Below are 25,289 nucleotides of genomic sequence, written 5' to 3'. Positions count from 1 at the left end.
ACGCTACGGTCCCGGTATGAGCGGTCGTCGCTGCACCGTCGCTGCGCTCCTGACACGGCTCCATATCGCGCGGGTGCTCAGAGCGCGCGGCGCCGGCCGTGGTCGCTCCGCCGGGTCGTTGCTCCCGGATTCGGTACTGGTCGCCCTGCGGCGCGAGGGGGTGGACCCGGTCGTCGGCCAGGGCCGGGAGCACGGGGCAGAACCGGTCACCAGGGTGGCCGGATGGTTCGGTGCCAACGTCTGGCTCGTCACCGGCCGCGAAGAGGTCAAGGCGGTTCTCGGCGGCCCGGATGCGTTCAGCAATGACTTCTCCCGGCTGGTGGAGGGCGCGGGCGTCGACGCGCGAAGGCATCCCGGGGGCCTCGGGTTCAGCGACCCGCCGGAGCACACGCGGCTGCGCCGCCTGCTGACACCGGAATTCACCGGCCGACGGCTCGGCAGGCTCGCCCCCGTGATCGACGGGATCATCGAGTCCCGGCTCGACGCGATGGCGGACGAACCGGGCCCGGTCGACCTGGTGCGGTCCTTCGCGCTGCCCGTCCCGGCTCTGACGATCTGCGAACTGCTCGGGGTTCCGCACGCGAGCCGCCCGGAGTTCCAGGAACTGAGCGTGGCCCACTTCGACGCGTCCGACGGACTGGACGGCTTGCTCGGCGCCACGTCGGCAGCCATGGCGCAGCTGACGGAATGGGTGCGACAACAACGGGCGTCCCCCGGTGACGGTCTGCTCGGCATGCTCGTACGCGAGCACGGCGACGAGGTCGGTGACAGGGAACTCGCCGGGCTGGCCGACGGAGTGCTGACCGGCGGGCTGGAGACGACGGCGAGCATGCTGGCCCTGGGGTCCCTCGTCCTGCTGAGGAGTCCCGCACTGTGCCGCCTGGTCCGGGACGGGGAGATACCCGTCGACGCACTGGTGGAGGAGCTCCTGCGCCACCTCTCGGTCGTCCAGGTGGCGTTCCCGCGGTTCGCCCGGCGGGACGTCGTCGTCTCCGGTGTGCGGATGGCCAAGGGCGACGCGGTGCTGTGTTCGCTCAGTGCAGCCAACCGCGCCGGGCCCCCGGGGCCCGGCACGACGGAGTTCGACCCGACCCGGCGGGCCACCTCCCACCTGGCCTTCGGCCACGGCATCCATCGGTGTGTCGGCGCCGAACTGGCGAGGATGCAGCTACGGGCCGCCTGTCCCGCGCTGGTACGGCGGTTCCCCGCCGCGCGACTGGCCATCGAGCCGGACGCGATCGACTTCCGGGAGCTGTCCATCGTCTACGGGGTACGGTCCCTGCCGGTCTTCCTTTCCTGACCGCGGTCCTTCGCGCGCGCCCCGGGCAGCCACCAGTTCGCCCGGCCCACGAGCTGCATCAGGGCGGGAACGAGCAGCGCGCGGATGACGGTGCAGTCCAGCAGGACGGCCACGGCCAGCCCGGTGCCGACGACCTGAAGGTGCAACAGGTCCGACAGGGCGAGCGAGGCCGTCACCGTCGCGAACACGACGGCCGCCGAGGTGAACAGCCGCCCGCTGTGCTGTAGTCCGGTGGCCACGGCTGTCGAGGTGGAGGCTCCCCGGCGGTGCTCCTCGACGATGCGCGACAGCAGGAACATCTCGTAGTCCATGGAGAGGCCGAACGCGACCGCGAACATCAACGGGGCGATCACGTCGGTGACCCCCACACCCCGGGGGCCGAGGAACACACCGGCCGACCACCCTTCCTGGAAGACGGCGACCAGGAGCCCGAACGTGGCCATCAGGCTCAGGGCGTTCAACAGCAGCGCCTTGACCGGGATGAGGAGGCTGCGGGTGAAGACCAGGAGCAACACGAAGGTGGCGGAGGCGGCGAAGCCGACGGCCGGCGGCAGTCGATCGGCCAACACCCCCTTGACGTCGTCCAGTCGGGCCCCGGCCCCGCCCACGAGCACCGGCGCCGGCGCGGGGACCGCACGCAGCCTCGCGGCCAGCCGGCTGCCCTCCGGCGTGAGGCCGTCCTGCGGGGCGGGCCCGGTGGCAGGGACGACCGACAGCCGGGTGGCGCCGCCGACCGTGAACCGTTCCGCCGGACCGGGCGGGAGCGCCGACCTCCGCCCCTGCCGATAGGCACCCGTGGCCGTATCCACCCGCCGCACACCCGGGACGCGGGACAGGCGACGGGCGAACCCGTCGACCGCCTCCGCGGAACGCGCGGCACCCGGACCGAGGAGGACCACGGACGGCCTGTCCGACACGGTCGCCGCGAAGGCGGCGCGCACCTCCTGGGACGTCCGGGCGACCGGGGAGGAGTGCGGAAGCAGCCGGTCGCCGTACATGCCGAACCTCGTCAGGGCGGCCGGCGCGGCCAGGAGACCGAGCAGGAGCAGCACGCCGACCGCGACCGCCGCCGGTCTCCTCGTCACCCACAGGGCCAGCCGGTACCACGCGCCCGCCCCCTCGGCGGAGAGCGTCCTTTTCCGCGGCCGCAGTCGGGCGAAGACGTCCAGGCGGTTCACGCGCTCCCCGAGCAGCACCAGCAGTGCGGGAACCACCAGCAGCACCCCGGCGACGGAGGCGAGTACCACCGCGACACCGCCGTAGGCGATCGACCGGACCAGGGGGAGAGGAAAGACGAGCAGGGTGCACAGGCACACGGCGACGATGGCCCCGGAGAACGCCACGGCGCGCCCGGCCGTCCGCAGCGTCGCCCGCACGGCCGGGCCGGTGCTCCCCTCCCGCGCCAGCTCCTCGCGGAAGCGGCTGACCAGGAGCAGGCAGTAGTCCACGGCGAGTCCGAAGCCCAGGGCGGTGGTGATGTTGAGGGCGAAGGCCGACACCGTGGTCACCTCGGTCAGCAGGCGCAGGAACGCCGTGGTGCTGACGACCGCGAGGACACCCACCGCCACGGGGATCAGCGCCGCCACCGCGCTCCCGAACGTCCACAGCAGGACCAGCAGCACGAGGGGCATGGCGACGATCTCGGCCAGGCGAAGGCCCCGCTCGCTGAGGCGGTCGCTCTCGGAGAGGACAGCGACCGTGCCGGCCGCGGAGACGCGCAGCGGCCCGGTCCTCCCGGTGTACCGGGCGACGACGTCGTCACCGGCGGCGCGCGACGCGCGTTCGTCGCCGCGGAACCGGACCAGAATCAGGGCGCGGTGCCGGTCGGCCGTGCGCAGCCCGGCCGGACGCCGGGGCCAGTAACTCCGGACCCAGGCGGTGCGGGGATCGGCCGCGAGCCGGTCGGTGAGGTCTCGGCCGGACGTGGCGGCCCCCTGTTCGTCGACGGAGCCGGAGGTCGTGGCGAGCAGCATCAGGTGCGGTTCCCCGGCACCGAAGCGGGAGACCAGGACGGCTTCGGCACGGACGGACTCGGCCGAGGCGGGCAGGATGGCTTCGGGTGACAGCCGGGTGTGGGTCCCGAGCGCGCCCACGGCCGCCACACAGCCAAACAGGGACACCAGGAGCAACACGACCCACGCGGCACGCCGCGAGCCGGCTCCGCTCCGGGTGCGGGGGTGACGATCAGCCACGAGGGCCGCTGTCGCCGCCGCGCCGTGCGCCGTGGCCTGCGGCCGGGCTGTGCGGGGAGGGCTTCACGCCTCTGTTTAGCGGGTCGGCAAGTGCCGCCGCAAGGGCGGCTGTTGGCTGAGGCCGTCCCATCAGCCCGGATGGGCTGGTTGCGGCTGAGCCAAAACCAGCCCGTCCGGCGCTTGAGGACAACCGCCGCGCAGCGGTGGTGCTGATGCCACGGCCCCAAAAGCCAAAGGCCAAGCGTTAGCGTGCGCCGAAGACCTGCGTCCACTTCGGGCCGCCGGAGTCGGAGGCGACGCCCACGCCGATCTCCTTGAACGCGCAGTTGAGGATGTTCTTCCGGTGGCCGGAGCTGTTCATCCAGGAGTCCATGACGGCCGACGGGCCGCTCTGCCCGGCGGCGACGTTCTCGCCGTACGTGCTCCAGCGGTAACCGGCGGCGGTGATCCGCTCGCCCGGGCCCTGGCCGTCGGGGTTGGTGTGGTCCATGTAGTCGCGGGCGGCCATGTCGTCCGAGTGCCGCTGGGCGGCCGTGGTCAGCTGGGCGTTGCTCGTCAGCGGGGAGCAACCCACCTTGGCGCGCTCCTCGTTGACGAGGGCCACGACCTGCTGCGCGGTGCTGCCGCCGCCCGTGGTGCCGGTGGCCGGCTTCGGCTTGGGCTTCGGGCGGGCCGGGACGGTGTCGGGCCCCGGCTTCGACGTCGTGGCGCTCGGCTCGGGCGCCGCCGACTTGGCCGAGGGGGAGGCCTTGGGCGAGGGCTTCTTGGACGCCGACGGGCTGTGGGAGGGGGAGGGCTTGGCGGAAGCCGAGGCGCCGGTCTCGATCGGTGAGGGGGTGCGGTCCCCGAAGGGCACAGCCTGGCCGGGGGCGCTCGCGGCCTTCGGCTCGGTGCTCTCGGAGGAGTCGGAGAAGAGGTACGAGCCGCCCAGCGCGGCGCCGCCGAGCAGGGCGAGCACCCCGGCCCCGATCCCCGCCCGTACGGCGGTGCGGCGGGGGCGGGCGCGGTGACTGCGGGGAGCGGAGGGCTGGTGCGGGGAATTCGATATGGAGGAACGATTCGGCATAGCGGCCTGATTCGGTATCGGGGACGGTTCCGGTGTCGGGGACGCGAGGACGGAGGGCTGCGGATCGGCGTGCGGACCGGTGTGGGGGCCGGTGTGCGGCGCGGGGTCGGGGGGCGAGGAGAAGGCCACCGGCTGGGTGTCGAGCACGGCGCCGCCGCCCCACCACCCGAGCAGCGCGCCCGGGACGGGCACCAGGCCGAGGCCGACGAGCAGCCCCTCGGCGGGGACCAGGGACGCCCCGGCGCCACCGCATCCCGCGCAGCCGCGCGTGTGCCGGGCGAGGCGCTTGCGCCACAGCGCGGAGGGGGTGCCGTCCCAGGGCGCGAGGAGTTCGGCGAGCTCCTGGCAGCGCGGGGTGGCGGCGAGCGCCCGTACGACGCCCCGGGCGACGTCGAGCTGGGCCTTGCAGCGCTGGACGCGCACGGCGGTGTGCTGCGGGGAGAGGTCCAGGGCGGCGGCGACCTCGGCACGGGTCAGCTCGCCCGCGGCCTCCAGCCACCACAGGGACAGCACGTCCCGGTCCCCGTCGTCCAGCCAGCGGGTGGCTTCCGCGACCTCGCGGCGCTGGCCCGACAGGCCCAGTCGCACGATGGTGAGGTCGACGAAGTCGGCACCGGGGTCCGGCACTTCGCGGCCGACCTCCTGGAGTCCGCCCACGGGGGTCTCCTCGCGTTGTCCGTCCCGCCAGTGGCTGCGTATCTGGTTCATCGTGATCGCGACGAGCCACGACCGGCACGAGGCCGGATCCCGCAGCCCGTCAAGGCCGTTGATCATGCGGAGCATGGTCTCCTGGACCACGTCGTCGACGTCCGCGTGCCCGTTCAGCGCGCGGCCGACGATGTTGTAGACCAGCGGCAGGTACGCGGCGACGAGTTCGTCCTGCGCGGCGGTGTTCCCGGCACGCGCCGCCTCGATCACGGCCGCGCTCACGCTGTCACTCTGCACGCCCCGTCCACCTCTTTCCGCACCTGAGTCGATTGCCGTCCCGACACATGGGAGACCCGAAGCCGCTCATCCAATAACAAGAATGTGGAGATCGGTTCGGGCGGAAAGATCGAAACGGCGGGTGCGCGCGGGTGGCGGCGTACGGGCCGCGGTTGCCGGGCGAGGGTGCGGGTTCGCGGCGAACGTCCAGCTCAGGGCGGGTTTCTGGAAGATGGACGGCGCGCGGGGCCGGGCCCGTCGATGGCTTGTGGATCAGTCCGTCGCGAGCCCGATGTGAAGCACCTCACGTGCGCCTCACCTGCACCGGTGTGCCCTATATGCGCGTCTCGTCACTTGCGTTGCGGGGGTGTTCGTCGAAGGGCGACCGGTCCAGAAACTCCGTCACGATCCCGGGCGTCGCCGTGTCCGTGAAGCCTGCCGCCTCCGTGGCCGACATGTCCCGGATGCGATATCCGTCCTCACCCGCCGCCACCCCGGCCGTCACGGTGACCACCCCGGACCGGCGGGAGAAGGGCGTGTCCGAGAACGTCCACGCCAGCACCGCGTCCCGGCGCAGCGTGACGGTCTCCCGGCCGAACGTGCCCGACCGCACCACGAGATACCGGCCCCGCACCGCGTGCCCGAGCGCGCGGTAGGCGTCGCGGGCGAGATAGCAGGCGAGGGGGGTCGCGAGCAGCGCGTAACCCGCCGCGCAGTACAGCAGAACGGGCGTGAGCAGCCATCCCAGCACGGCCAGCGCCACCGTCGGCGGCAGGACGCACCACATCAGCGCGCGCACGACCCGGCGCCGCAGCGCCGCTCGCGGGTGGGGACGCAGCCCGTCCGTCGGGACCTCCTCGCCCAGCACCCCCGCACACACCCGCAGCGCCTCGGCGCGGGAGGCGGGCGGCAGGACGGCGCTGCGCTTGCGGTTCTCCTCGCGGTTGCCGAGACCGCCCGCGACCGCCCGTACGCTCGCCCCGCCGCCCGCGCGCAGCAGCAGCGGCTCGCGCAGGGCCACCCCGCGCAGCCTGGCCCGCTCGATGGAGACGGAACGGGTCGTCAGCAGTCCGTGGCGGACGCCGAGGGTCTCCCGATCGGTCCACTCCAGGCGGTACCGCCCCCAGTTCTCGACGTAGAGCAGCACCGAGCCGATCACGCCGATCACCACCACCGCGAGCAGGGCCAGCGGGACGGTGAGCCACAGCGCGCTGTGGCCGAACTCCTCGAACGACCGGCGGACGAAGCCGATCCGCCAGGGCTTGATCCCCATCCCGTCGAACACCCTCCACACGGCACCCAACGCGGCGAAGACACCTCCGAACACCCAGAACGTGAGCGGCGCGTAGCGCAGTCGGCGCGGATCGGCGGTGGCGAGCACCGGGTCCTGGGCGCTCACGGCCCCGGCGCGGGCGAGGAGTTCGGCCCGCAGCCGCACGGCCTCGGGCCGCGACAGGGCGTCCAGTGACAGCTCACTGCGGCCGCCCGCCGAACCGGCCGTGCCCGCCCGCAGGACCGTGAGGCCCAGGACGCGCTGCACGGGGTTGGCGGTCAGGTCGACGTTGCGCACGCGGCGCAGCGGGATCGACCGCAGCCGCCGGGTGAACAGGCCCGTGCGCAGTTCGAGGGAATCGTCGGTGACGCGGTAACGGGTGCGCGACCACGTGACGAACCCGGCGGAGGTGATGACGGCGAAGACGACCCCGATGACCCCGAGGGTGAGCCAGCCGCGGAGATCCAGCTCGCCGCCGGTGGCCAGCGCGGTGAGCGCCAGCGAGCCCAGCGGCGCGGCCAGCCAGCCGCAGTGCACGAGGAGGGTGCGGGCATCGAGCGACCGCCAGCCGTCCCTGTCCCGGTCCCGCCCGGTGCCCCGATCGATGTCCCGCCCGGTCACGCGGCGTCCCCCGGGACGGCGCGGGCGGCGGCGGTGATGCGCTCGGCCAGCAGCCGGGCGTCGGCGTCGGACAGGCCCGCGATCTTCACGTCGCCTGCCGTGGAGGCGGTGGTCACGGTGACCGTGGCGAGGCCGAAGTACTGCTGGATGGGGCCGCGCGCGGTGTCGACGGTCTGGACGCGGGAGAGCGGGGCTATGCGGCGTTTCTGCCAGAACCAGCCGCTCGCGGCGTAGACCGCGGTGTCCCCCAGCTCCCAGGCGTGCACGCGATACCGCCAGGCCGGCATGGCCAGCGTGTACGCCAGCGCGGGCAGCACGAGGACGGCGAGCAGCAGCGGGCCGAGCCAGAGCAGGGCGCCGGGGAAGAAGAGGAGGGACAGCATGAACAGCGTGAGGGCGATCAGCAGCAGCGGGCCGCTGACGGTGACCAGCGACTGCACGGTCCACCAGCGCCGGGCGCGGGGATCGACGCTGTTGCGCGGCGGCCGGAGCCTGACGCGCGTGTGGTGCCGGTGTTCGACCATGACCGCCCCCGTATCTTTTGCAAGTCAATCGTATTGGCAGGGGTTAAGCTATAGCAATACACTTGACCTGTAAAAATGAGGAAGGGGCGCCACGTGCCCAAGCGGGTGGACCATGAGGAACGCCGCCAGAAGATCGCGGAGGCCCTCTGGGTGATCGCGAGCGAGCGCGGGCTCGACGGGGCCAGCCTGCGCGACGTCGCGGCCGAAGCGGGCATCTCGCTGGGGCAGTTGCAGCACTACTTCTCCAGCAAGGACGAGATGCTCGTCTTCGCCCTCGACCACATCAGCGCCCTCGCGGCCCGCCGCATCGGCGAGCGCGTCCACGCCCTGGCCGAGGCCCCCGCCCCGCGCGACATCCTGCGCGAATCGGCGGTGGAGATGCTGCCCCTGGACGACAACAGCCGCACGGGCAACCTCGTCCAGATCGCCTACTTCGTCCGGGCCGTCCACGACGAACGCCTGCGCCGCCACGCCAAGGAGGGCATCCCGGCCCTGCGCGGCCTCTTCGCCCACCAGATCCGGGAGGGCGTCACCCGGGGCGAGGTCGCCGACGACCGCGACCCCGACACCGAGGCGATGCTGCTGATCGCACTGATCGACGGCCTGACGAACTACACCCTGCTGGAGGTCGTCTCCGCGGCGGAGGCGCTCCGCTTGGTGGACGCGCATTTGGAGGGGCTGTTCACGGCATAGCCGCTGGGGTTGTGCCGCCTGCGGCGGCGGGCGCCCTGCGGGCGCGTCCTCAATCGCCGGACGGGCTGATTTGGGCTGAGCTCAGCCATTACCAGCCCGTCCGGCGTTTGAGGACACCGCCGCGCAGCGGTGGTGCCGGTGCGCCCCCGTGATCCGGCCGGACAGGCCCTAGCGCCGAGCGGCCCGGTTGCGGCCGCCGGGGCCGCGGGAAAGGGCGCCCGCGAGTTCGTCGAGGGCGTCCACGAGGAGCTCGGCGGCGCGCACCGCCACCCCCTCGTCGTCCACCCGCGCCTGCCACGCGGCGTATGCCTGGAGGGGGCCCGACCAGTCCAGTTCCCGCCGCTCCCGGATGGCCGTGACGGCGTCCGGCAGGGCCGTGCGCAGGGCCGCCGCGAAGTCCTCGGCCTCCTTGGACGGGGTGGCGTCGCGGTCCGGGAGGTGCGCCTCCATCAGCATCGTCGTCCGCCCCATCGTGGCCAGCGCCGCCTCCGCGCCCCGTTCCGCGCTGCGCGAGATCCCCCGGTGGCGTACGGGCTCCCGCTGGGCGCGGGCGACCGCGTCGTCCCAGGCCTGGCGCGCGGCCCGGGCATCGAGCAGCGCCTCGCGCACCCGGCGCGGCTTGCGGTCGGCGGGGCGGGCGAACGTGTCGAGGACCGCGAGGGAGTAGCGGCCGTTGGCGGCCAGCCAGTCCGCGAGCCGGTCGCGCAGCTTGGGCGTCTCCCAGGCCGGGAAGAGCGCGTACGCGGCCATCGCGAGCAGCCCGCCCAGCAGGGTCAGGACCACCCGCTCCTCCACGGTCTGCGACCAGCCCTCGCCCGCGATGCCGAGCAGGAAGACGACATACGCGGCGATGCACGCCGAGGCCACGCTGTAGCCGGTGCGCATCAGCAGATACATCAGCCCGATGCAGACCACGGCGAGCGCCGCGCACACCCACGGGCCGGGGTGGGCGAGTGCCATCACCAGGCCGCCGACGAACACTCCGACCAGCGTCCCGACGAAGCGCGCGACCCCGCGCGAATAGGTCTGGCCGAAGTCCGGCCGCATGACCATCACCGACGTCATCGGCGCCCAGTAACCGTGCCCCAGCGGCAACGCGCTGCCCAGCGCGTACCCGGCCAGCGAGACCGCCGCGACCCGCACCGCGTGCCGTCCGATCGCCGAGGACCAGCGGGCCTCCCGCCGCAGCGCCCGCAACCCCACCGGCACCAGCCGGGGCACCGTGGGCCGCAGCAGATGGCGGTACGGCTCCTTCTCCCCGGAGTTCCTGGACTTCTTGGCGGGCTGGTCCCCGTTGGCGGGCGGGGCCTCCTTGACGGGCTCGTCCGTGGCTTCCACGGCGTCCGCGAGCAGCGCGATCAGCCGCAGCGCCGAGCGGCGGGCGGGCCCGGTGAGCATCGAACCGGACTCGGCCCCCTCCAGGACCGCCATCACCTCCTGCGGCAGCCGCACCGGCCTGCCCCACCGGATCGACCGCGCCACCGCGTCCAGCACCGTCGCGGCGGCGGCCAGCAGATCCCGCACGTGATCCCGCTCCGGCCCCTCGGCGGGCGCCCCCACGACGGGGTCGGCCAGCGAGGCGAGCACCGGCCGCAGCCGCTCGGCGACCCCGCGCGGCCCGCCCAACTGGCGGGGCCGGTTCCGGGCCTGGCGGGGAGTGAGCTCGGCGGCGCTGCGGGCGTCCATCAGCGGCTGTGCGTCGAACCGCGCCACCGGGTCGTGCCGCAGCCGGCGCGCGTAGTCCGCCTCGGCGGCCAGCGCGTCCGCGAGCGCGTCGCGCTGCAGGCCCCAGGGTCTGATGGGGAAGAGGACGATGAGCGCGGCCTGGACCACGCCCGCGCAGACGATGATCCCGGCGTGCAGCAGCGCCCCCGCGACGGACGTCGGCAGCGTGACGGTGATGAGCATGACCGCGACGGTCTGCGTCGCGACCATCCCCGACACCGGCCCGACCGCCCACGCCATCCCCGCGAGCAGCGTCCAGACGGCCAGCAGCACCGCGAACGCGAGGTGGTCGGCGGCGGCCATGTACCCCAGGAACGTACTGATCGCGAGCCCCGCCGCCACCGCGAGCGCCAGCACGGGCCGTGGCCGCCAGGACCGCTGGAAGGTCACCAGCGCGGAGGCGAACGCCCCGAACGCCGACGACACAGCCAACGTCGGCGTGGCGAGCCACAGCACGACCCCGATGACGATCGCCACCCCGGCCGCACCCCGCACCGCGACCAGCGGCTGCAACTTGGTCCGCTCGACCGTCAGCCCGGTGCGGACGGTGTCCTTCAGCGCCTTCGACCAGGTCATGCCGTCGAGCTTACGGTCCTGACCGCAACTAATCGGAATGTGACCGACCGTTTGTTTGCGCTGGCATATCGGGCTTTCAGGCGAGGCCGGGCAGGGACAGCGGGGTCCGGGCCCGCCACTGGTCGACGACGGGCTCCAGCATCGGGCCGAGCTCCGGCATGCGCGGCACGAGCGCCAGGGCACCCACCACCTGGAGCATCCGCGCGCCCTCCATGACGTCCAGCAGGGCCCGGTCCACCCGCGTGCCGCTGGCGCGTTCGTAGGCCTCGACCCCGCGCGGGCCGACGAGCGTCAGGTCCCACTCCACGGGCCCGCGCGTGACGTCCTCGAAGTCGTTGAAGACATAGCCGTCAGCGGTCCGCAGGACGTTGTAGGACGGTGAGTCGCCGTGCAGCGTCTGCACCCGGGCGTCGGGGAAGTACGCGGACAGATCGCTGACGAGCGCTTCGAGCACCGCGTACTCCCGCTCGGCCCGGTCCAGCTCCGCCGTCGTGAGCGACTGCGGCTGCTTCTTCAGCTCCGCGAGCGCCGGCTTCAGCGCGGGCACCAGGGGCGCCAGCGTCGGCAGCGGCTCGCCGGGGTACCCGGCCAGCAGGCCGTGCAGCCGGGCGGCCCAGCCGGTCTGCTCGGCGAAGCGGTCCTCGAACGACTGGCTCTCGTCGGCGTCCGCCTCGCTGACGAACTCCCAGAAGGTCAGCGACCTGCCCTCGAACTCGACGGGTTCACGCGGCACGAGCGGACTGGGCCGCACGACCGGCGCCCCGCTGTCGGCCAGCCACCCCGCCACGGCGAGCTCGTGCCGCTGCTTGACCGCCTGCTCCCCGGCGGACGCGAGCGCGAGCGTCGGCACCCGCACCACGACCGGATCCGGCGCGAGATGAACCAGCACGTTGAAGACGTCGTGCAGCACGCGCGGCTCGTCCGCCCGCAGTCCGAGCCGCTTCCCGGCCCGGGTCGCGAGGTCTACGGCCTCCTGGGCACGCTTGCTGAGTGAGTTCGGGTTCGCCATGGAACGATCCTGCCCGGGGGAGCGACGCGGTGTCGACGAGGTTTCCCCAGGCCCCGGGCCGCCTCGACGCGGTACGGCTGCTGACATGATCACCGGATGGACAACCGTTCCCGCGCCTGGATCCGGCGGCGTCTGCGGTCGCTGGTCGCCCTCGAACTGTTCAACATCCCCCTGCAAGCCGCGCTCTGGTTCGGGGTGACCGGCTTCCCGGTGACGGCGGCGAACGCCGTGGGCTTCGCGCTGTTCGCGCTCTTCCTCGTGGAGGGCGCCGCGTACTGGCTGGCCAAGCTCCGCCGGCTCGCGGCCCCGGGGACGCCCCTGCCGGGCCTCCGGGCCTTCGCGGCCCTCCGCGTGATCAACATGCCGGTGCTGGCGGCGGGGGTGCTGTTCACCCTGTGGGCGACGGTCTCTGATCCCGGCAGCGGCAGTGTGCCGGGGCTCTGCTTCGCGCTGTTCGCGGTGCTGGAGCACGTGAACTACTTCCACACCCAGCTCATGTACGACACCGCCGAGGACCGTCGCAATCTGCGCGAGAACGGCTTGCGCCGCGCGCATCTCGCCCGCGATCTGGACCGCGTCGGCGGACGCGGGAAAAGCCGTTTGGGTGCGCCGACCCGATAGGGCTAAATTTGTGCGGTTGATTCTACTTGGCGAGGAAAGAACACATGCGCAAACTCACGTGGGCTGCGGCGACCGCGATGCTCTCGGTCGGCATGCTCACCGGCTGCTCGTCCGCTGACGGAAAGAGCGGCGACTCTGCCAAGGCTTCGGCCGGCGCGGCGAAGGAAACCGGGAAGGACGCCGGGAAGAATGACGCCGGAAAGGCGGTCGGGAAGAAGGACGCCGCCCGGATAGGCACCGCCGGTACGGCCTGCGAGCTTCCGGTGTCGTTCGAGGTGGCGAAGGGGTGGAAGCCCGCGGCGTCCTCGGCCGAGGAGGCGAAGATGCTGGCCAAGCTGAACGACCGCACGTCGGTGACGGCCGCCTGCGTGGTCGACGCCAAGCCGGCGGGCCTGCTCGGCAATATGCGGGTGTGGACCGCGGCGCGGACCGACAAGTCGCCGCGCCAGGTCCTGGACGCGTTCATGGCCGAGGAGAAGCGCGTCAGCGGGCAGGAATTCAGCGAAACCAAGGTCGGCGGCCTGACCGCCGCGGAGGTCACGTACAAGGAGTCGAGCCCGCTGCTGGACGAACCGTCTCCCCAGCGGGCCCTCGCGATGACGACCCCGAAGGGCACGGTGGTCCTGCACCTCACCGCGTTCGACGGCGCCGAGTACAAGGACATGCTCCCGGCCTACGAACTGGCCAAGAAGACCCTGCTCCCCGCCACCTGAGGTACCCGAATTACCGGTGTGTCCCGCTCAGTTCGTCGATCGGATTGAGCGGTGCCGGCGTAATCGGCATCCGCAGCAGGCAATGATCATTGCCGCATGTGCCCCTGTTGCGCCCGGGCGTTGTCGTAGCCTCAGGAGAGCCCCCGTCGGATGAACGCAAGCGGAGGAGCGGGTGTGATGCGGAAGGCCGCCCCGGGCGCGGTGCGGGGAATCGTCGCCATGTTGCTGGCCGCCGTCGTCGTTTCGGTGGCCCTTGCGGTCATAGGTGCGTTCGAGGTTGACGAGACGGTGAAGGCCCCCGATGGGGAAAGCTCTTCCAGCCCCTTCGACTCACACCCATTCCCCGACCCGCCTCGTCCGCCCGACATCTACCAACCACCACCGAACTACCACGGCGGCGGCACTGTGCGGTGAGACCGGCGGGCTCTAGCTGAGTCGACCTTCGCTCACTACGGAGATGAACGCCCGCCACGATCTGGCGGAGAAGAGCAGGGCGGGGCCGTCGGGGTTCTTGCTGTCGCGTATGGGGACGGTGCCGGTGGGTATGTGGGTGGGGGCCCACTCCAGGCAGTTGCCGCCATTGGTGCTGTAGCTGGACTTGACCCACGCGGCGGATGGTTGGCTGACGCAGGTCATGAGGCGAGCTCCTTAACGTGTGCGTTGATCATTTCGGTGGATGCCTTGGGTGATAGAGCGCAAGCGCCGACCATTTCGTAAGCCCGGCAATGGCGCCTCACACGATCCGGATCCTCCAGCGACTCAGTCGTGGTGGCGCTCTCCTCAAAGGCGATGGTGGTGTCGTCGTCCAAGGTGAACAGCACCAGATGGTCACCCAGCAAGGCATGTCCCCCATGCTCGAAGGGGAGAATCTGCAGGATGGCCGCCGAGTCATCGGCGAAATCGGCCAATGCGCACAGTTGAGCTCGCCAGATGTCGCTGCCGCCGATCGGCCGCCGGCCCGCAGCCCGCAGCCGCGCCCGGTTCCCTGTCCCGAGTGCCGCCTGATCAAGGCGGCCTACGTGCTCACGTCGCGCGCGGGCGACCGCGTGGCCGCTCGTGGGTGGATCGCGGCCATGGGCCGCCACCACCGGGCGGTGCACTGATGGCGGCGGCGCGGCCCTGCGCGCACGTGTTCCCCGACCGGGCGGCAGCCCAAGAGTGCGGGCGCTGCGGGGTGCGGCGATTCACAAAGTACGAGGCGCTGTGGCGGGACGTGGCGCCGGTCCCGCGAGAGCAGCCCACCACTCGCGGGACGGGCACGGTCATCCTCCGACCGCCGACGGAGTTACCGTCGCGCCCCGCCCTTGAGCGTCGCCCGCAGGTACTCCCGGTTCATCGTCGCGATCGACGACAGCGGGATGCCCTTCGGGCAGGCCGTCGCGCATTCGCCGGTGTTCGTGCAGCCGCCGAAGCTCTGGTCGTCCATCGCGCCGACCATGTCCAGTACGCGCGACTCCCGCTCCGGGGCGCCCTGCGGCAACACGTTCAGGTGCACCACCTTCGCCGCCGTGAAGAGCATCGCCGAGCCGTTCGGGCAGGCCGCGACGCACGCGCCGCAGCCGATGCACTCGGCGTGCTCGAAGGCGAGGTCCGCGACGGGCTTCGGGACGGGCGTGGCGTGGGCGTCGGGCGCGGCGCCGGTGGGGACGGAGACGTAGCCGCCGGCGCCGATGACGCGGTCGAAGGCCGAGCGGTCGACGACCAGGTCCTTGACCACCGGGAAGGCCGACGCGCGCCACGGCTCGACGTCGATCGTGTCGCCGTCGGAGAAGTGCCGCATGTGGAGCTGGCAGGTGGTGGTCCGCTCGGGACCGTGCGCCTGGCCGTTGATGACCATGCCGCAGGCGCCGCAGATGCCCTCACGGCAGTCGTGGTCGAAGGCGATGGGCTCGTCACCGGAGAGGATCAGCTCCTCGTTGAGGTGGTCGAGCATCTCCAGGAAGGACATGTCCGGGGAGATGCCCGTGACCTCGTAACGGGTCATGGCACCGGCGGAGTCGGGTCCGGTCTGGCGCCAGATGCGCAGGGTGAGTTTCATGTCGTATGCCTCGCACAAGGGGTTCCGGGGTGCCGGGGCTCGGCCGGGGTGCCGGGGGCTGTCCCCCGGGTGAACACCGTCACGCGTAGCTCCGCTGGGTGGGGTGGACGTACTCGAAGGCCAGCGGCTCCCGGTGGAGTACGGGCGCGGTGCCCGTGCCCGTGAACTCCCACGCCGCCGCGTAGGCGAACTCCTCGTCCTTGCGGGCCGCCTCGCCCTCCGGCGTCGCGCTCTCCTCACGGAAGTGGCCGCCGCAGGACTCCGTGCGGTGCAGGGCGTCCAGGCACATCAGCTCGGCGAGCTCCAGGTAGTCGACGATCCGGTTCGCCTTCTCCAGCGACTGGTTGAGCTGCTCGCCCGTGCCCGGAACCTTGATCCGCCGCCAGAACTCCTCCCGCAACGACGGGATGCGGTCCAGCGCCTTGCGCAGTCCGCTGTCGGTGCGGGCCATGCCGCACTCGTCCCACAGAAGCTCGCCCAGCTCGCGGTGGAAGGAGTCGGGGGTGCGGTCGCCGTCGTTCGCCAGCAGGCGCCGCAGCCGGGTGGTGACGTCGGTGACGGCTTCGGTGACCGCCGGGTGCCCGGGGTCGACCGGCTCGTGCCGGTGGCGGGCGAGGTAGTCGTTGATGGTGGCGGGGAGGACGAAGTAGCCGTCGGCCAGCCCTTGCATGAGGGCCGAGGCGCCGAGCCGGTTGGCGCCGTGGTCGGAGAAGTTGGCCTCGCCGATCGCGAAGAGGCCGGGCACGGTGGTCTGGAGGTCGTAGTCGACCCAGAGGCCGCCCATCGTGTAGTGGATCGCCGGGTAGATGCGCATCGGCACCTCGTACGGGTTCTCGGCGGTGATCCGCTCGTACATCTCGAAGAGGTTGCCGTACTTCTCCTCGACGGCCTTGCGGCCCATTCGGGCTATCGCGTCGGCGAAGTCGAGGTAGACGCCCTGGCCGCCGGGCCCGACGCCACGGCCCTCGTCGCAGACGTTCTTCGCGGCACGGGAGGCGATGTCGCGCGGGACGAGGTTGCCGAAGGCGGGGTAGATCCGCTCCAGGTAGTAGTCGCGCTCGTCCTCGGGGATCTGTGCCGCCGGCCGGGTGTCGCCCTTCGCCTTCGGGACCCAGATGCGGCCGTCGTTGCGCAGCGACTCGCTCATCAACGTCAGCTTGGACTGGTGGTCGCCCGAGCGCGGGATGCAGGTCGGGTGGATCTGGGTGAAGCAGGGGTTGGCGAAGTACGCGCCACGCCGGTGGGCGCGCCAGGCGGCGGTGGCGTTGGAGTTCTTGGCGTTGGTGGAGAGGTAGAAGACGTTGCCGTAACCGCCGGAGGCCAGGACCACGGCGTCCGCGAAGTAGCTGGAGACCTCGCCCGTGACCAGGTCGCGGGCGACGATGCCACGCGCCCGGCCGTCGATGACGATCAGGTCGAGCATCTCGGTGCGCGGGTGCATCTCGACGCCGCCCGCCGCGATCTGCCGGGTGAGCGCCTGGTAGGCGCCGAGGAGCAGTTGCTGCCCGGTCTGGCCACGGGCGTAGAAGGTGCGGGAGACCTGGACGCCGCCGAAGGAGCGGGTGTCCAGCAGCCCGCCGTACTCGCGGGCGAAGGGCACGCCCTGGGCCACGCACTGGTCGATGATCTCGACGGAGACCTGGGCGAGGCGGTGCACATTGGCCTCGCGGGCCCGGAAGTCGCCGCCCTTGACGGTGTCGTAGAAGAGACGGTGGATGGAATCGCCGTCGTTGCGATAGTTCTTGGCGGCGTTGATGCCGCCCTGGGCGGCGATGGAGTGGGCGCGGCGCGGCGAGTCCTGATAGCAGAACTGCACGACGCGGTAGCCCTGTTCGGCCAGCGTGGCCCCCGCCGCGCCGCCCGCGAGACCGGTGCCGACGACGATCACGGTGTGCTTGCGGCGGTTGGCGGGGTTGACGAGCTTGGCGTCGAAGCGGCGGCGGTCCCAGCGCTCGGCTATCGGGCCCTCGGGGGCCTTGGTGTCGGTGAGGGGCGCGCCGACACCGTAGTGCACGTACTCGGACATCTCAGCTCACGACTCCCGTCAGGACGCCCACGGGCGGGGCGAGGAAACCACAGGTCAGCAGGGCCGCCAGGGCGTTGGCCAGGAACTTCAGGGCGCGGTCGCGGCGCGGGGAGCCGGCGCCGAGGGTCTGCGCGGCGCTCCAGAAGCCGTGCCGGATGTGCAGGCCGAGGGCGAGCATGGCGACGATGTAGAAGGCCGTGACGGCCGGACGGTCGAAGGACGCGACGAGGTTCTCGTACGGGCGGCCCTGCTGGGCGTTGGGGTTCACGGTGAGGGTGGTGAGGTCGAGGATGTGCCAGACGATGAACAGGGCGAGGATCACCCCGCCCCAGCGCATCGTGCGGGTCGCATAGCTCGCGCGCCGCGGCTTGCGCCGGTACTTCACCGGGCGGGCGGCGCGGTCGCGGCGGCTGAGCTGGTACGCGGTCACGCCGTGCAGCACGACGGAGACGCTGAGCGCCACCCGCGCCGCCCACAGGAACCACTCCCGGTGCAGGAAGGGTTCGCCGACGGTGCGGATCCAGTGCCCGTAGTGGTTGAACTCCCCGGCCCCGAAGAACACCTTCAGATTGCCCATCATGTGGGCGACCAGGTACGCCAGCATGATCAAACCGGTGACGGCCATGACCGCCTTCTTGCCGACGGTCGAGTGCCACACGGTGCCGATGAGGGACGGAGGCCGCTCCGTCCGGGTCGCCAGTGCCATGGGTGAGACGCTAGGCAGCCGCTCTCCATCCGTCCAAGACATGATGGACCTGGTTTCCATAGGCCGTGCCTATCTATGCTGGACGGGTGCAACTCCAGCAGCTCCGCTACTTCGCCACCGTCGCCGAAGTCCGGCACTTCACCCGGGCCGCGGAGGCGCTGCACGTCGCCCAGCCGTCGCTCTCCCAGCAGATCCGGGCCCTGGAGCGGGAAATGGGCGCCGAGCTGTTCCACCGGGCCCGGGGCAACATCACGCTCACCGACGCGGGCGAGGCGCTGCTGCCGCTCGCCCGGCGGATCCTCGCCGACACCGAGACCGCCCACCGCGAGGTCCAGGAGGTCGCCCGGCTGCGCCGCGGCCGGGTGCGCCTCGGCGCGCCGCCGAGCCTGTGCGCGAGCCTGGTGCCGGACGTGCTGCGCACGTACCACGCCCGCTACCCCGGCATCGAGCTCCTCATCGACGAGGGCGGCTCGCGGGACCTCGTCCGCACCCTCGCCACCGGCGGACTCGACCTCGCCCTGATCATCACCCCGCTGGCCGTCGGCGCCCCGGCCCTCGCGACCACCGAACTCCTCCACGAGGACCTGGTCGCCGTCTCCGACCCCGCCGCGCCCGCCCCGACCCGGCGCCGGGCGCTACGGGTGGCGGACCTGCGGGAGCTGCCGATGGTGATGTTCCGCCGCGGCTACGACCTGCGCGAGATCACCACGGCGGCGTGTCGAGCGGCCGGCTTCGAACCGTCGTTCACGGTCGAGGGTGGTGAAATGGACGCGGTTCTCGGCTTCGTCCGCGCGGGTCTCGGCCTCGCCGTCGTCCCCGGCATGGTCGCGGCCCGCTCCGGCCTGCGCGTCACGCCCTTCGACGACCCCCGCATGCGCCGCACGATCGCGATCGCCCACCGCAAGGACGCGACCCCGCCCCGCGCGGCACGCGAGCTGCGGCGGGTGCTGCTGGAGCACTTGGGGGCGGAGCGCGGCGAATGATGCCGGGGTCAGCCGGTCCAGGTGACGTTGACGACGTACACGCAGCTGTCCCGGGCGACCACCAGAAAGCTGACGAGGCCATGTCCGCCGAGGATATGGAGCTGCCGCAGGCCGCACTCCTTGCGATCGGGCATACCCACCTTCGCCGCATCCCTGCCGGGCGCGGCGAGTTCGGTAGCGAGTCGCTCCACCTCGGCCAGGACGCCGGGCGGCAGGGGTCTGGGGAGCGCACGTTCGAGTGAAGGTCCCTGCCTTCACCCCACCAGCGCCGCCCCCGCGCAGGCCGCGCCCAGGCCGCAGGCCACGCTCGCGACGACGTTCGCCACCGCGTACCCGCGCCTTCCCTCCTCCGCCAGCCGCAGGCTCTCGTAACTGAACGTCGAGTACGTCGTGAGCGCCCCGCACAGGCCCGTACCCAGCGCCAGATGGACGTCGGCCGTCGCACCGGTGAGGAGGCCGAGGACGAGGGAGCCGATGACGTTGACCGTGAACGTGCCCCAGGGGAACGCGGAGGCGTGGCGGGACTGGACGGCGCGGTCGGTGAGATAGCGCAGGGGGGCACCGATCATCGCGCCGGTGATGACGAACAGCCAGGTCACGCCGTGGCCTCCCGGCGTGTCACACGGTCGAGCAGGCGGCGGGTCACCGTGGCCGTCGCCCAGACCGCCGCCAGCGCGGCGAGCGGAGTGGCGGCCGCATAGGCCAGGGCGGTCGCCGTGCGGTCGTCCGTCAGCAGCTGCCGGATGTCCACCGCGTACGTGGAGAACGTGGTGAAGCCGCCCAGGATCCCCGTGGCGAGGAAAGGCCGCAGCAGCGGGTGGGGCGCGGCGAGCCGGGTCACCACGGCCAGGACGACGCCGATCAGCGCGCAGCCGACGACATTGATCCCGAACGTCGTCCATGGGAAGGTGCCGCTCGCCGTCGGCCACAGGAGGCCCGCGCCGTAGCGCGCGGCGGCGCCCAGTCCGCCGCCCGCCGAGACCGCGCAGAGCACCGGCCAGTGTGCGCGGACCGTGCCGCGCACGTCCTCGGCTTCGACGTCGGGATCGATCGGCTCGATCGTCTCCGCTGGTCCGGGCCGGTCCACGTGCACCTCTTCTGGTAAAGACGGCCCCAGGCTACCGCCGCACCGTAGCGGCCCCGATCGCCGCCAGATAGGCGTCGGCGCGGTCGGGGTCCATCAGCCAGTCCGGGAAGCCGGCCGGATCCGCGTAGCCGTTCACGTAACGGTGGGCGATCTCGGGGTGGTCGGCCGCCGCCGTCAGCACGCGGCGTACGTGCTCGGGCCGCGGGCCCAGCATGAGGTTGGTGAAGGCGGTGACGTGCCGCGCGTGCTCCCAGAACGCCGCGAACGTCCCGCTCATCCACGCCCGGTCGAAGGGCCCCTCGCCCCGGTCCGTGACCGACCGGAGATAGCCCGCCGCGCAGCGGGCCGCGCTGTTCGAGCCCTGCCCGGTGATCGGGTCGTTGAGTACCACCGCGTCCGCCATGCCGAGCACGTGCCGACCCGGGGCGACCTCGGCGACCGGACGGCGGACCGTCGGGGTGACGGCGCCGAAGAGCGCCGCGCCCGCGTCCGTCGGCTCCGCCCCCGCGCACAGCTCGTACTCCCAGGGCGCGTACTGCCGGAGCAGCTCCAGCGACCGTTTCAGCGTCGCCTCCGGGTCCGGGCGGTCCTGCCAGCAGTCCAGCGGCCCGCCGGGGTGCCCTTCCCAGAAGAGGATGTGGCACGGGCCCTCGGCGACCAGGGCGGGCAGCACGAAGAACTCGCCCGCGTCCCCCGCGGAGTAGAGCCGTGCGTGCGGGCCGGGCAGGTCCGGGCCGCGCCCGACGCCGTGCAGATAGACGCAGGCCAGAACGCGCTGCGGACGGTCGTACGGGCTGTGGCGGTCGTCGCGCGCGAAGGTCTCGGCGAGGGCGCCCCGGCCGGAGGCGACCACCGTCAGATCGTGGGCCGAGGCCAGGTCCGCGAGGTCCGCCGGGGTGACGGCCCGGTACTCCACCCGGCCACCGCGCTCTTCGAACAGCTCCAGCCAGCGCGCCGTCTTGACCCGCTGGTCGACGGACCGGGCGGGCGTGTCGAAGCGGGCTGCCAGGGAGCGGATCCGTGCGCCCGGCGGGTCGATCGAGGCCATGGACATGCCCTCCACGGGCGGGGCCGCGTCGTCCCACAGATTCAGGCCCGCCGCCCGCTCCAGGGCGAGCGCGGGGCCGAACATCAGCTGCGTGGACATGACCCGCCCGGCCCGGATCCGCTCCGGCGTCCGGTCGGTGACGACGGTCACCTCGTACGCCCCCTCGGCCCGCAGCCCCAGGGCCAGTTGCAGCCCCGCCTGCCCCGCTCCGACGATCGCGATCCTTCGCATCGCTGCCTCCGTTGCCGGTCCCGTTTCCGGTGCTGATACCGGTCCATTGCCGGTCCATTGCCGGTCCGTCCCCGTCAGGTGCCCCGTCAGGTGCCCCGTCAGGTGCCCCGCCCGGGACCCCGTGGGGCCACGCCCGCACCCCGTTGTAGCGGGGCCCGGCGCGCGCTGTACAGATGGCGCGCGCCCCCGTCCGCCGCCGTCACGAGGGGCGGCGTCTCCCCGCTTCGGTCACCCATCCGCGCGCCGTACGAAACCTTTGCGAGGTTTGGGCGTTTATCCGGCTCCCGACCGTCACCGGCCGGGAGCTCCTCCCCGTACGACGAAGCAAAGGTGTCTCCCCATGTCACGAATCGCCAAGGCAGCAGTCCTGACCGCCACCATGGGCGCCGCTCTCGCCGGCTTCAGCGGCGGCGCCGTCGCAGACTCGGGCGCCAAGGGTGTTGCCGCCGGGTCACCGGGCATCATCTCGGGCAACGTCATCCAGGTGCCCATCCACGTGCCGATCAACCTCTGCGGCAACACCATCGACATCATCGCCCTGCTGAACCCGACGTCGGGCAACACCTGCGTCAACGCCTGATCCTTCAGGCGGGCCGGGAGTGATCCCGGCGGCTCCGGGCGGGGCTCGCTCTCTTCGGTCCCTTCCGCCCCGGCCCCGGAACGCTTCGTGTGGCGCCCCCGACCTCGTCGGCGGGCGCCACACGCATGCGCGCGTCCGTCCGCCCCCGCCGACCGCATTAGCATGCGCACGTCATGGAGCGCTTCTCCGGAGCGTTCTCTCCCTCGACGGAAGCAACACATGCGCATCAAGCGGATATTCGCCGCGACCGCCGCCCTCACCGCCCTCGTCACCACCGCCGCCTGCGACGGCGGCAAGGACGACGGCCACGCGTTCCCGGCCTCGACGAACAGCACCAACTCCGCCGGGCCCGACACCGGGCCGCCGTCCGCCGGTTCGCTGGGCGAGGCGCAGAAGTACGTCCAGCGCCACACCTCGTGCGAGCAGCTGAGCACGGAACCCGCGGACCAGCGCATGCCTTCCGACGACCCGGCGAAGCCCGGGGCCTGGTCCGTGACCGAGCGGGGCGTGTGCAGCGACCGGCGCGAGGGGGGCGAGATCGTCGTCTACCGCACCTCCGACATGAAGGAGTTCCAGACGGGCTACAAGAAGCACGTCTCGGACGCGATCGCCGGCGGGAAGGGCGACTACGGGCTCTTCAGCCGTGTCTTCGTCGGCAAGGACTTCGCCGTCGTCCCGAGCAGGACCGAGTCGGCGATGGCCCTCGCCAAGTCCGGGCTGCGCATTCTCACCTGCAACCCCAGCTTCGGCGTCCCCAAGGGATACAAGAAGGAGAAGGCGCTGGTCGAGTACTGCGTCCTCAGCGACTTCGTCAACAGCCAGGACGGCAAGGGCAGCGTGAACCACCAAAGCCCCGAGGAGGAAGGCCGGGAACGCGGGGAGAGCGCCCGCCCCAAGGAAGGACGCAAGCCCGAGGACGGCCTCGGCCTCGCCGAGGCCGGCAGCCTCGCCGAGCTGAAGAAGCTCGTCCACCACGAACTCGGCTGCGAGCAGTTCTCCACCGACCCCGAGACCGTGTCCATCTCCTCCATCGACTACCTGCCCGCCATCGAGGGCGACCACAAGATGTGGGGCGTCGGCGAGCGCGGCATGTGCGGCTACCCGGCCGGCGAGCGCCGGGCCCACGACCTGTCCTGGCTCGACAAGGTCGACGACATGATCACCTTCCAGACCAAGGCCAAGGCCGCCCAACTGAAGGAGCTCCGGGAGAACGGCGGCCGGTACAGGGCCACCCGGAGCATGGTCCTCGTCGGGAAGAACGTCGCGGTCGAGACCAACAACGCGGCGCACCGGAACGGCCTCTACCAGGCGCAGTTCCTCCACCTGAACTGCCAGGAGGGCTTCACCGCCCCCGAGGGCTACCGCTTCGAGAAAGCACTGGTCAACGGCTGCGTCCTGACCAACTACGAAGGCAACTGACAGCCGGCTGACCGGCTGACCGGCTGACCGGCTGTCAGCGCTGCCAGCTGTGCGGGGCGCGGAAGCCCTGCGTACGCTCCAGCCGCCGCCACCGCGCCGAGGAGGCGCGATGGCCGCCGCCCCGCCCCCGGCCGCCGCTCCCGGCCGCGGCGGCGCGGGCCAGCAGCACCGCCGTGAGGGCCGCGACCTCCTCCTCGCTCGCCCGGCCCCGCTCGACACGGACGAGGTAATCGCTGCTCATCGCTGTCCCCACCCCCCACGCGGCGGGCCCCGCGAGAACCGCGGGGCCATCTGACGCCTCGGGGCCCATCATGCGCACGCGACCATGGGAGACCGCTCGAGCCTCGATGGGGCGCCGCTGACAGCCTCCGGCAGGACCGCCGTCGGCGCCGACGATGGCAGCCGAGGTGTGCGAATCGATCGGCCCGCAGGTCGGGCGGATCGGCCCGCAGGTCGGGCGCGCCGCCTCATGGGCCACGGCCGTCACAGGCCTCCCCGGCGCTTACGCGGCTGCTGCGCCGTCTTCGCCAAGGTGCCCCTGACCAGCAGAAACGCCCCTCCCGGGGGGAGGGGCGTGCGGTGGAAACGGAGCGCCCCCGGCAGGACTCGAACCTGCGGCCAAGCGCTTAGAAGGCGCTGATCTTCTCTGCTTGGTAAGCCGTGCTGACCAGCGCCTTTGTCGCCGTCATGGCCTCCATCTCAATGGCTCGCCCGCGTATTCACCGGACGCACTCATTCCGGATGCGGGGGGCCTGTTGAGTCGGCACGGAGCGCGGTGCCGGTGTTGCCGCCGGTCCGTTTCTCCGTGCCGCTCGCCGAACCCGGCGTACCCGTCTCCGAGTACCGGGCTCTCCACGGACTCTGCCGTTCAGGCGTGGTTGGGGCGGGTCCAGGGGTTGGGGATCGTGTTGCCTCTGTAGCGGTAGCGGGTGACCGTCACCGCCTGGAGGTCGAACAGTTCGATCCCGTCCGCCGAGAGCTTTTGCCACCGTCCGTTGCGGTCGGTGAAGCGTCGGCGGACGTCCTTCCACTTCCAGCGGTGCAGCGCCATCCACCAGCTGATCACCCGATGCCACGTGAAGCTGGCCAGGGAGCTCAGGGCGGCTTTGCAGACCGCGTGCTTGAAGTAGTTGGCCCAGCCGCGCATGATCTGGTTGAGCCTGATCAGCACGTCCCTGGGGTTCTGCTGTGATGTTCTGTTCGTCAGGTCGCGGACGTGGACACGTCGGCAGCTGATCGACGGCATACGGTGGCGGACCCGAGCGGGCCCCCCCGTGGCGGGACGCCCCTGAGCGATACGGCCCGTGGGACCGGATCTACGACCTGTTCCGCCGGTGGCAGCGCGACGGCACCTGGAAGCGGATCCTGGAGCAACTGCAGGTCCAGGCCGACGCACAGGGCCTGATCACCTGGGACGTGAGCGTGGACTCGACTGTCTGCCGTGCCCACCAGCACGCCGCCGGTGCGCGTAAAAAAAGGGATCTGCAGCGCGAGCCTCCCGGCGGGATCGACACCGAGCCGGATGACCATGGCCTCGGACGCTCCCGGGGCGGACTGAGCACGAAGACACCTGGCGACGGAGCAGGGGCAGAAGCCGCTGTCGCTGCTGACACTGCCGGGCACCGGCACGACAGTCCGCAGTTCCAGCCTGTCCTCGAACGCATCCGCGTCCCCCGCACCGGTCCCGGACGACCGCGCACCAAACCGGCCAGGGTTCGTGCCGACAAAGCCTACGGCTCTCGCGTGAACCGCTCCTACCTGCGCAGACGCAGGATCGGATGCACCATCCCGGAGAAGGCCGACCAGGTACGCAACCGCAAGAAGCCCGGCTCCCGAGGCGGCCGGCCGCCGGCCTTCGACAAGGAGGACTACAAGGAGCGCCACGCGGTGGAGTGCGGGATCAACCGGCTGAAACGGCACCGCGCGGTGGCCAC

Annotated in this window: 26 protein-coding genes; 9 read left to right on the top strand and 17 right to left on the bottom strand. The window is 72.1% G+C overall.

Annotation, left to right across the window (positions count from 1 at the left end):
• Positions 1-16: 16 nt before the first annotated feature.
• Positions 17-1,300, top strand: coding sequence for a cytochrome P450 (locus tag ACZ53N_RS23130; protein WP_469142716.1), 1,284 nt, complete (start codon positions 17-19; stop codon positions 1,298-1,300).
• Here ACZ53N_RS23130 and ACZ53N_RS23125 read toward each other — a convergent pair.
• The 4 genes from ACZ53N_RS23125 to ACZ53N_RS23110 all read right to left on the bottom strand — a co-directional run bounded on the left by ACZ53N_RS23125 (position 1,264) and on the right by ACZ53N_RS23110 (position 7,900).
• Positions 1,264-3,492: an MMPL family transporter gene (locus tag ACZ53N_RS23125; protein WP_469142715.1), complete on the bottom strand. Its 2,229-nt coding sequence runs from the start codon at positions 3,490-3,492 to the stop codon at positions 1,264-1,266. The two genes, ACZ53N_RS23130 and ACZ53N_RS23125, sit on opposite strands and share 37 nt — an antisense overlap.
• Positions 3,493-3,736: 244 nt before the next feature.
• Positions 3,737-5,503, bottom strand: coding sequence for a sigma-70 family RNA polymerase sigma factor (locus ACZ53N_RS23120; RefSeq protein WP_469142714.1), 1,767 nt, complete (start codon positions 5,501-5,503; stop codon positions 3,737-3,739).
• A 313-nt stretch (positions 5,504-5,816) separates the two neighbouring features.
• Positions 5,817-7,376 carry a PH domain-containing protein gene (locus tag ACZ53N_RS23115; protein ID WP_469142713.1) on the bottom strand — a complete coding sequence of 520 codons (1,560 nt, stop codon included), beginning with the start codon at positions 7,374-7,376 and terminating at the stop codon, positions 5,817-5,819.
• Positions 7,373-7,900, bottom strand: coding sequence for a PH domain-containing protein (locus tag ACZ53N_RS23110; protein ID WP_469142712.1), 528 nt, complete (start codon positions 7,898-7,900; stop codon positions 7,373-7,375). The genes ACZ53N_RS23115 and ACZ53N_RS23110 overlap by 4 nt, the downstream gene beginning before the upstream one ends.
• 93 nt (positions 7,901-7,993) lie before the next feature.
• Between ACZ53N_RS23110 and ACZ53N_RS23105 the strand changes: the two genes are divergently transcribed.
• The gene (locus ACZ53N_RS23105; RefSeq protein ID WP_469142711.1) at positions 7,994-8,593 is read left to right on the top strand and encodes a TetR/AcrR family transcriptional regulator; all 600 of its coding nucleotides are present in this window, start codon (positions 7,994-7,996) and stop codon (positions 8,591-8,593) included.
• Between the two features lie 168 nt (positions 8,594-8,761).
• On the opposite strand, the gene ACZ53N_RS23100 is transcribed toward ACZ53N_RS23105, so the two are convergent.
• Together ACZ53N_RS23100 and ACZ53N_RS23095 are read right to left on the bottom strand one after the other, a co-directional pair.
• Positions 8,762-10,894 carry an FUSC family protein gene (locus ACZ53N_RS23100; RefSeq protein WP_469142710.1) on the bottom strand — a complete coding sequence of 711 codons (2,133 nt, stop codon included), beginning with the start codon at positions 10,892-10,894 and terminating at the stop codon, positions 8,762-8,764.
• Positions 10,895-10,970: 76 nt separating this feature from the next.
• The gene (locus tag ACZ53N_RS23095) at positions 10,971-11,903 is read right to left on the bottom strand and encodes a phosphotransferase (RefSeq protein WP_469142709.1); all 933 of its coding nucleotides are present in this window, start codon (positions 11,901-11,903) and stop codon (positions 10,971-10,973) included.
• Positions 11,904-11,999: 96 nt separating this feature from the next.
• On the opposite strand from ACZ53N_RS23095, the gene ACZ53N_RS23090 reads away from it, so the two are divergent.
• From ACZ53N_RS23090 to ACZ53N_RS23080, 3 genes are all read left to right on the top strand, one after another.
• Positions 12,000-12,524: a hypothetical protein gene (locus tag ACZ53N_RS23090; protein WP_469142708.1), complete on the top strand. Its 525-nt coding sequence runs from the start codon at positions 12,000-12,002 to the stop codon at positions 12,522-12,524.
• A gap of 44 nt (positions 12,525-12,568) precedes the next feature.
• Positions 12,569-13,237 (top strand): lipoprotein, encoded by a 669-nt coding sequence (locus ACZ53N_RS23085; protein WP_469142707.1) that lies wholly within the window; start codon positions 12,569-12,571, stop codon positions 13,235-13,237.
• Between the two features lie 177 nt (positions 13,238-13,414).
• Entirely contained in the window at positions 13,415-13,651 is a 237-nt protein-coding gene (locus ACZ53N_RS23080) for a hypothetical protein (RefSeq protein ID WP_469142706.1), read from the top strand.
• Positions 13,652-13,663: 12 nt separating this feature from the next.
• Here ACZ53N_RS23080 and ACZ53N_RS23075 read toward each other — a convergent pair whose 3' ends face one another.
• From ACZ53N_RS23075 to ACZ53N_RS23055, 5 genes are all read right to left on the bottom strand, one after another.
• On the bottom strand, positions 13,664-13,873 hold the full coding sequence (locus ACZ53N_RS23075) for a DUF397 domain-containing protein (protein ID WP_469142705.1): 210 nt from the start codon (positions 13,871-13,873) through the stop codon (positions 13,664-13,666).
• Positions 13,870-14,322 carry a Scr1 family TA system antitoxin-like transcriptional regulator gene (locus ACZ53N_RS23070; RefSeq protein WP_469142704.1) on the bottom strand — a complete coding sequence of 151 codons (453 nt, stop codon included), beginning with the start codon at positions 14,320-14,322 and terminating at the stop codon, positions 13,870-13,872. The genes ACZ53N_RS23075 and ACZ53N_RS23070 overlap by 4 nt, the downstream gene beginning before the upstream one ends.
• A 200-nt stretch (positions 14,323-14,522) precedes the next feature.
• Positions 14,523-15,275 carry a succinate dehydrogenase/fumarate reductase iron-sulfur subunit gene (locus tag ACZ53N_RS23065; protein WP_469142703.1) on the bottom strand — a complete coding sequence of 251 codons (753 nt, stop codon included), beginning with the start codon at positions 15,273-15,275 and terminating at the stop codon, positions 14,523-14,525.
• A 79-nt stretch (positions 15,276-15,354) separates the two neighbouring features.
• A complete protein-coding gene (locus tag ACZ53N_RS23060; protein ID WP_469142702.1) occupies positions 15,355-17,301 on the bottom strand; it encodes a fumarate reductase/succinate dehydrogenase flavoprotein subunit in 1,947 nt (648 codons plus the stop codon).
• A gap of 1 nt (position 17,302) precedes the next feature.
• A complete protein-coding gene (locus ACZ53N_RS23055) occupies positions 17,303-18,007 on the bottom strand; it encodes a succinate dehydrogenase cytochrome b subunit (protein ID WP_469142701.1) in 705 nt (234 codons plus the stop codon).
• An 86-nt stretch (positions 18,008-18,093) separates the two neighbouring features.
• Here ACZ53N_RS23055 and ACZ53N_RS23050 point away from each other — a divergent pair, with 86 nt between their 5' ends.
• Positions 18,094-18,990, top strand: coding sequence for a LysR family transcriptional regulator (locus ACZ53N_RS23050; protein WP_469142700.1), 897 nt, complete (start codon positions 18,094-18,096; stop codon positions 18,988-18,990).
• Between the two features lie 8 nt (positions 18,991-18,998).
• Here ACZ53N_RS23050 and ACZ53N_RS23045 read toward each other — a convergent pair whose 3' ends face one another.
• The 4 genes from ACZ53N_RS23045 to ACZ53N_RS23030 form a co-directional block, all read right to left on the bottom strand.
• Positions 18,999-19,124: a hypothetical protein gene (locus ACZ53N_RS23045; RefSeq protein WP_469142699.1), complete on the bottom strand. Its 126-nt coding sequence runs from the start codon at positions 19,122-19,124 to the stop codon at positions 18,999-19,001.
• Between the two features lie 120 nt (positions 19,125-19,244).
• The gene (gene crcB / locus ACZ53N_RS23040; protein ID WP_469142698.1) at positions 19,245-19,589 is read right to left on the bottom strand and encodes a fluoride efflux transporter CrcB; all 345 of its coding nucleotides are present in this window, start codon (positions 19,587-19,589) and stop codon (positions 19,245-19,247) included.
• Positions 19,586-20,083: a fluoride efflux transporter CrcB gene (crcB, locus tag ACZ53N_RS23035; protein ID WP_469142697.1), complete on the bottom strand. Its 498-nt coding sequence runs from the start codon at positions 20,081-20,083 to the stop codon at positions 19,586-19,588. Before crcB (ACZ53N_RS23035) ends, crcB (ACZ53N_RS23040) begins: the two co-directional genes overlap by 4 nt.
• Positions 20,084-20,108: 25 nt before the next feature.
• Entirely contained in the window at positions 20,109-21,356 is a 1,248-nt protein-coding gene (locus tag ACZ53N_RS23030; RefSeq protein WP_469142696.1) for a styrene monooxygenase/indole monooxygenase family protein, read from the bottom strand.
• Between the two features lie 340 nt (positions 21,357-21,696).
• On the opposite strand from ACZ53N_RS23030, the gene ACZ53N_RS23025 reads away from it, so the two are divergent.
• Positions 21,697-21,936, top strand: coding sequence for a chaplin (locus ACZ53N_RS23025; protein WP_356453008.1), 240 nt, complete (start codon positions 21,697-21,699; stop codon positions 21,934-21,936).
• A 219-nt stretch (positions 21,937-22,155) separates the two neighbouring features.
• A complete protein-coding gene (locus tag ACZ53N_RS23020) occupies positions 22,156-23,355 on the top strand; it encodes a hypothetical protein (RefSeq protein ID WP_469142695.1) in 1,200 nt (399 codons plus the stop codon).
• Positions 23,356-23,389: 34 nt separating this feature from the next.
• Here ACZ53N_RS23020 and ACZ53N_RS23015 read toward each other — a convergent pair whose 3' ends face one another.
• Together ACZ53N_RS23015 and ACZ53N_RS23010 are read right to left on the bottom strand one after the other, a co-directional pair.
• Entirely contained in the window at positions 23,390-23,596 is a 207-nt protein-coding gene (locus ACZ53N_RS23015) for an acyl-CoA carboxylase epsilon subunit (protein ID WP_469142694.1), read from the bottom strand.
• A 627-nt stretch (positions 23,597-24,223) separates the two neighbouring features.
• Positions 24,224-24,526 (bottom strand): group II intron maturase-specific domain-containing protein, encoded by a 303-nt coding sequence (locus ACZ53N_RS23010; RefSeq protein WP_469142693.1) that lies wholly within the window; start codon positions 24,524-24,526, stop codon positions 24,224-24,226.
• A 143-nt stretch (positions 24,527-24,669) separates the two neighbouring features.
• Here ACZ53N_RS23010 and ACZ53N_RS23005 point away from each other — a divergent pair.
• The coding region (locus ACZ53N_RS23005) for an IS5 family transposase (protein WP_469142789.1) at positions 24,670-25,289 on the top strand (620 nt) is incomplete at its 3' end.

It is taken from the genome of Streptomyces sp. NPDC033229, assembly GCF_055576875.1.
Note: the sequence above shows the minus strand (reverse complement) of the source record. Positions and strands in the feature narration are given on the sequence as shown.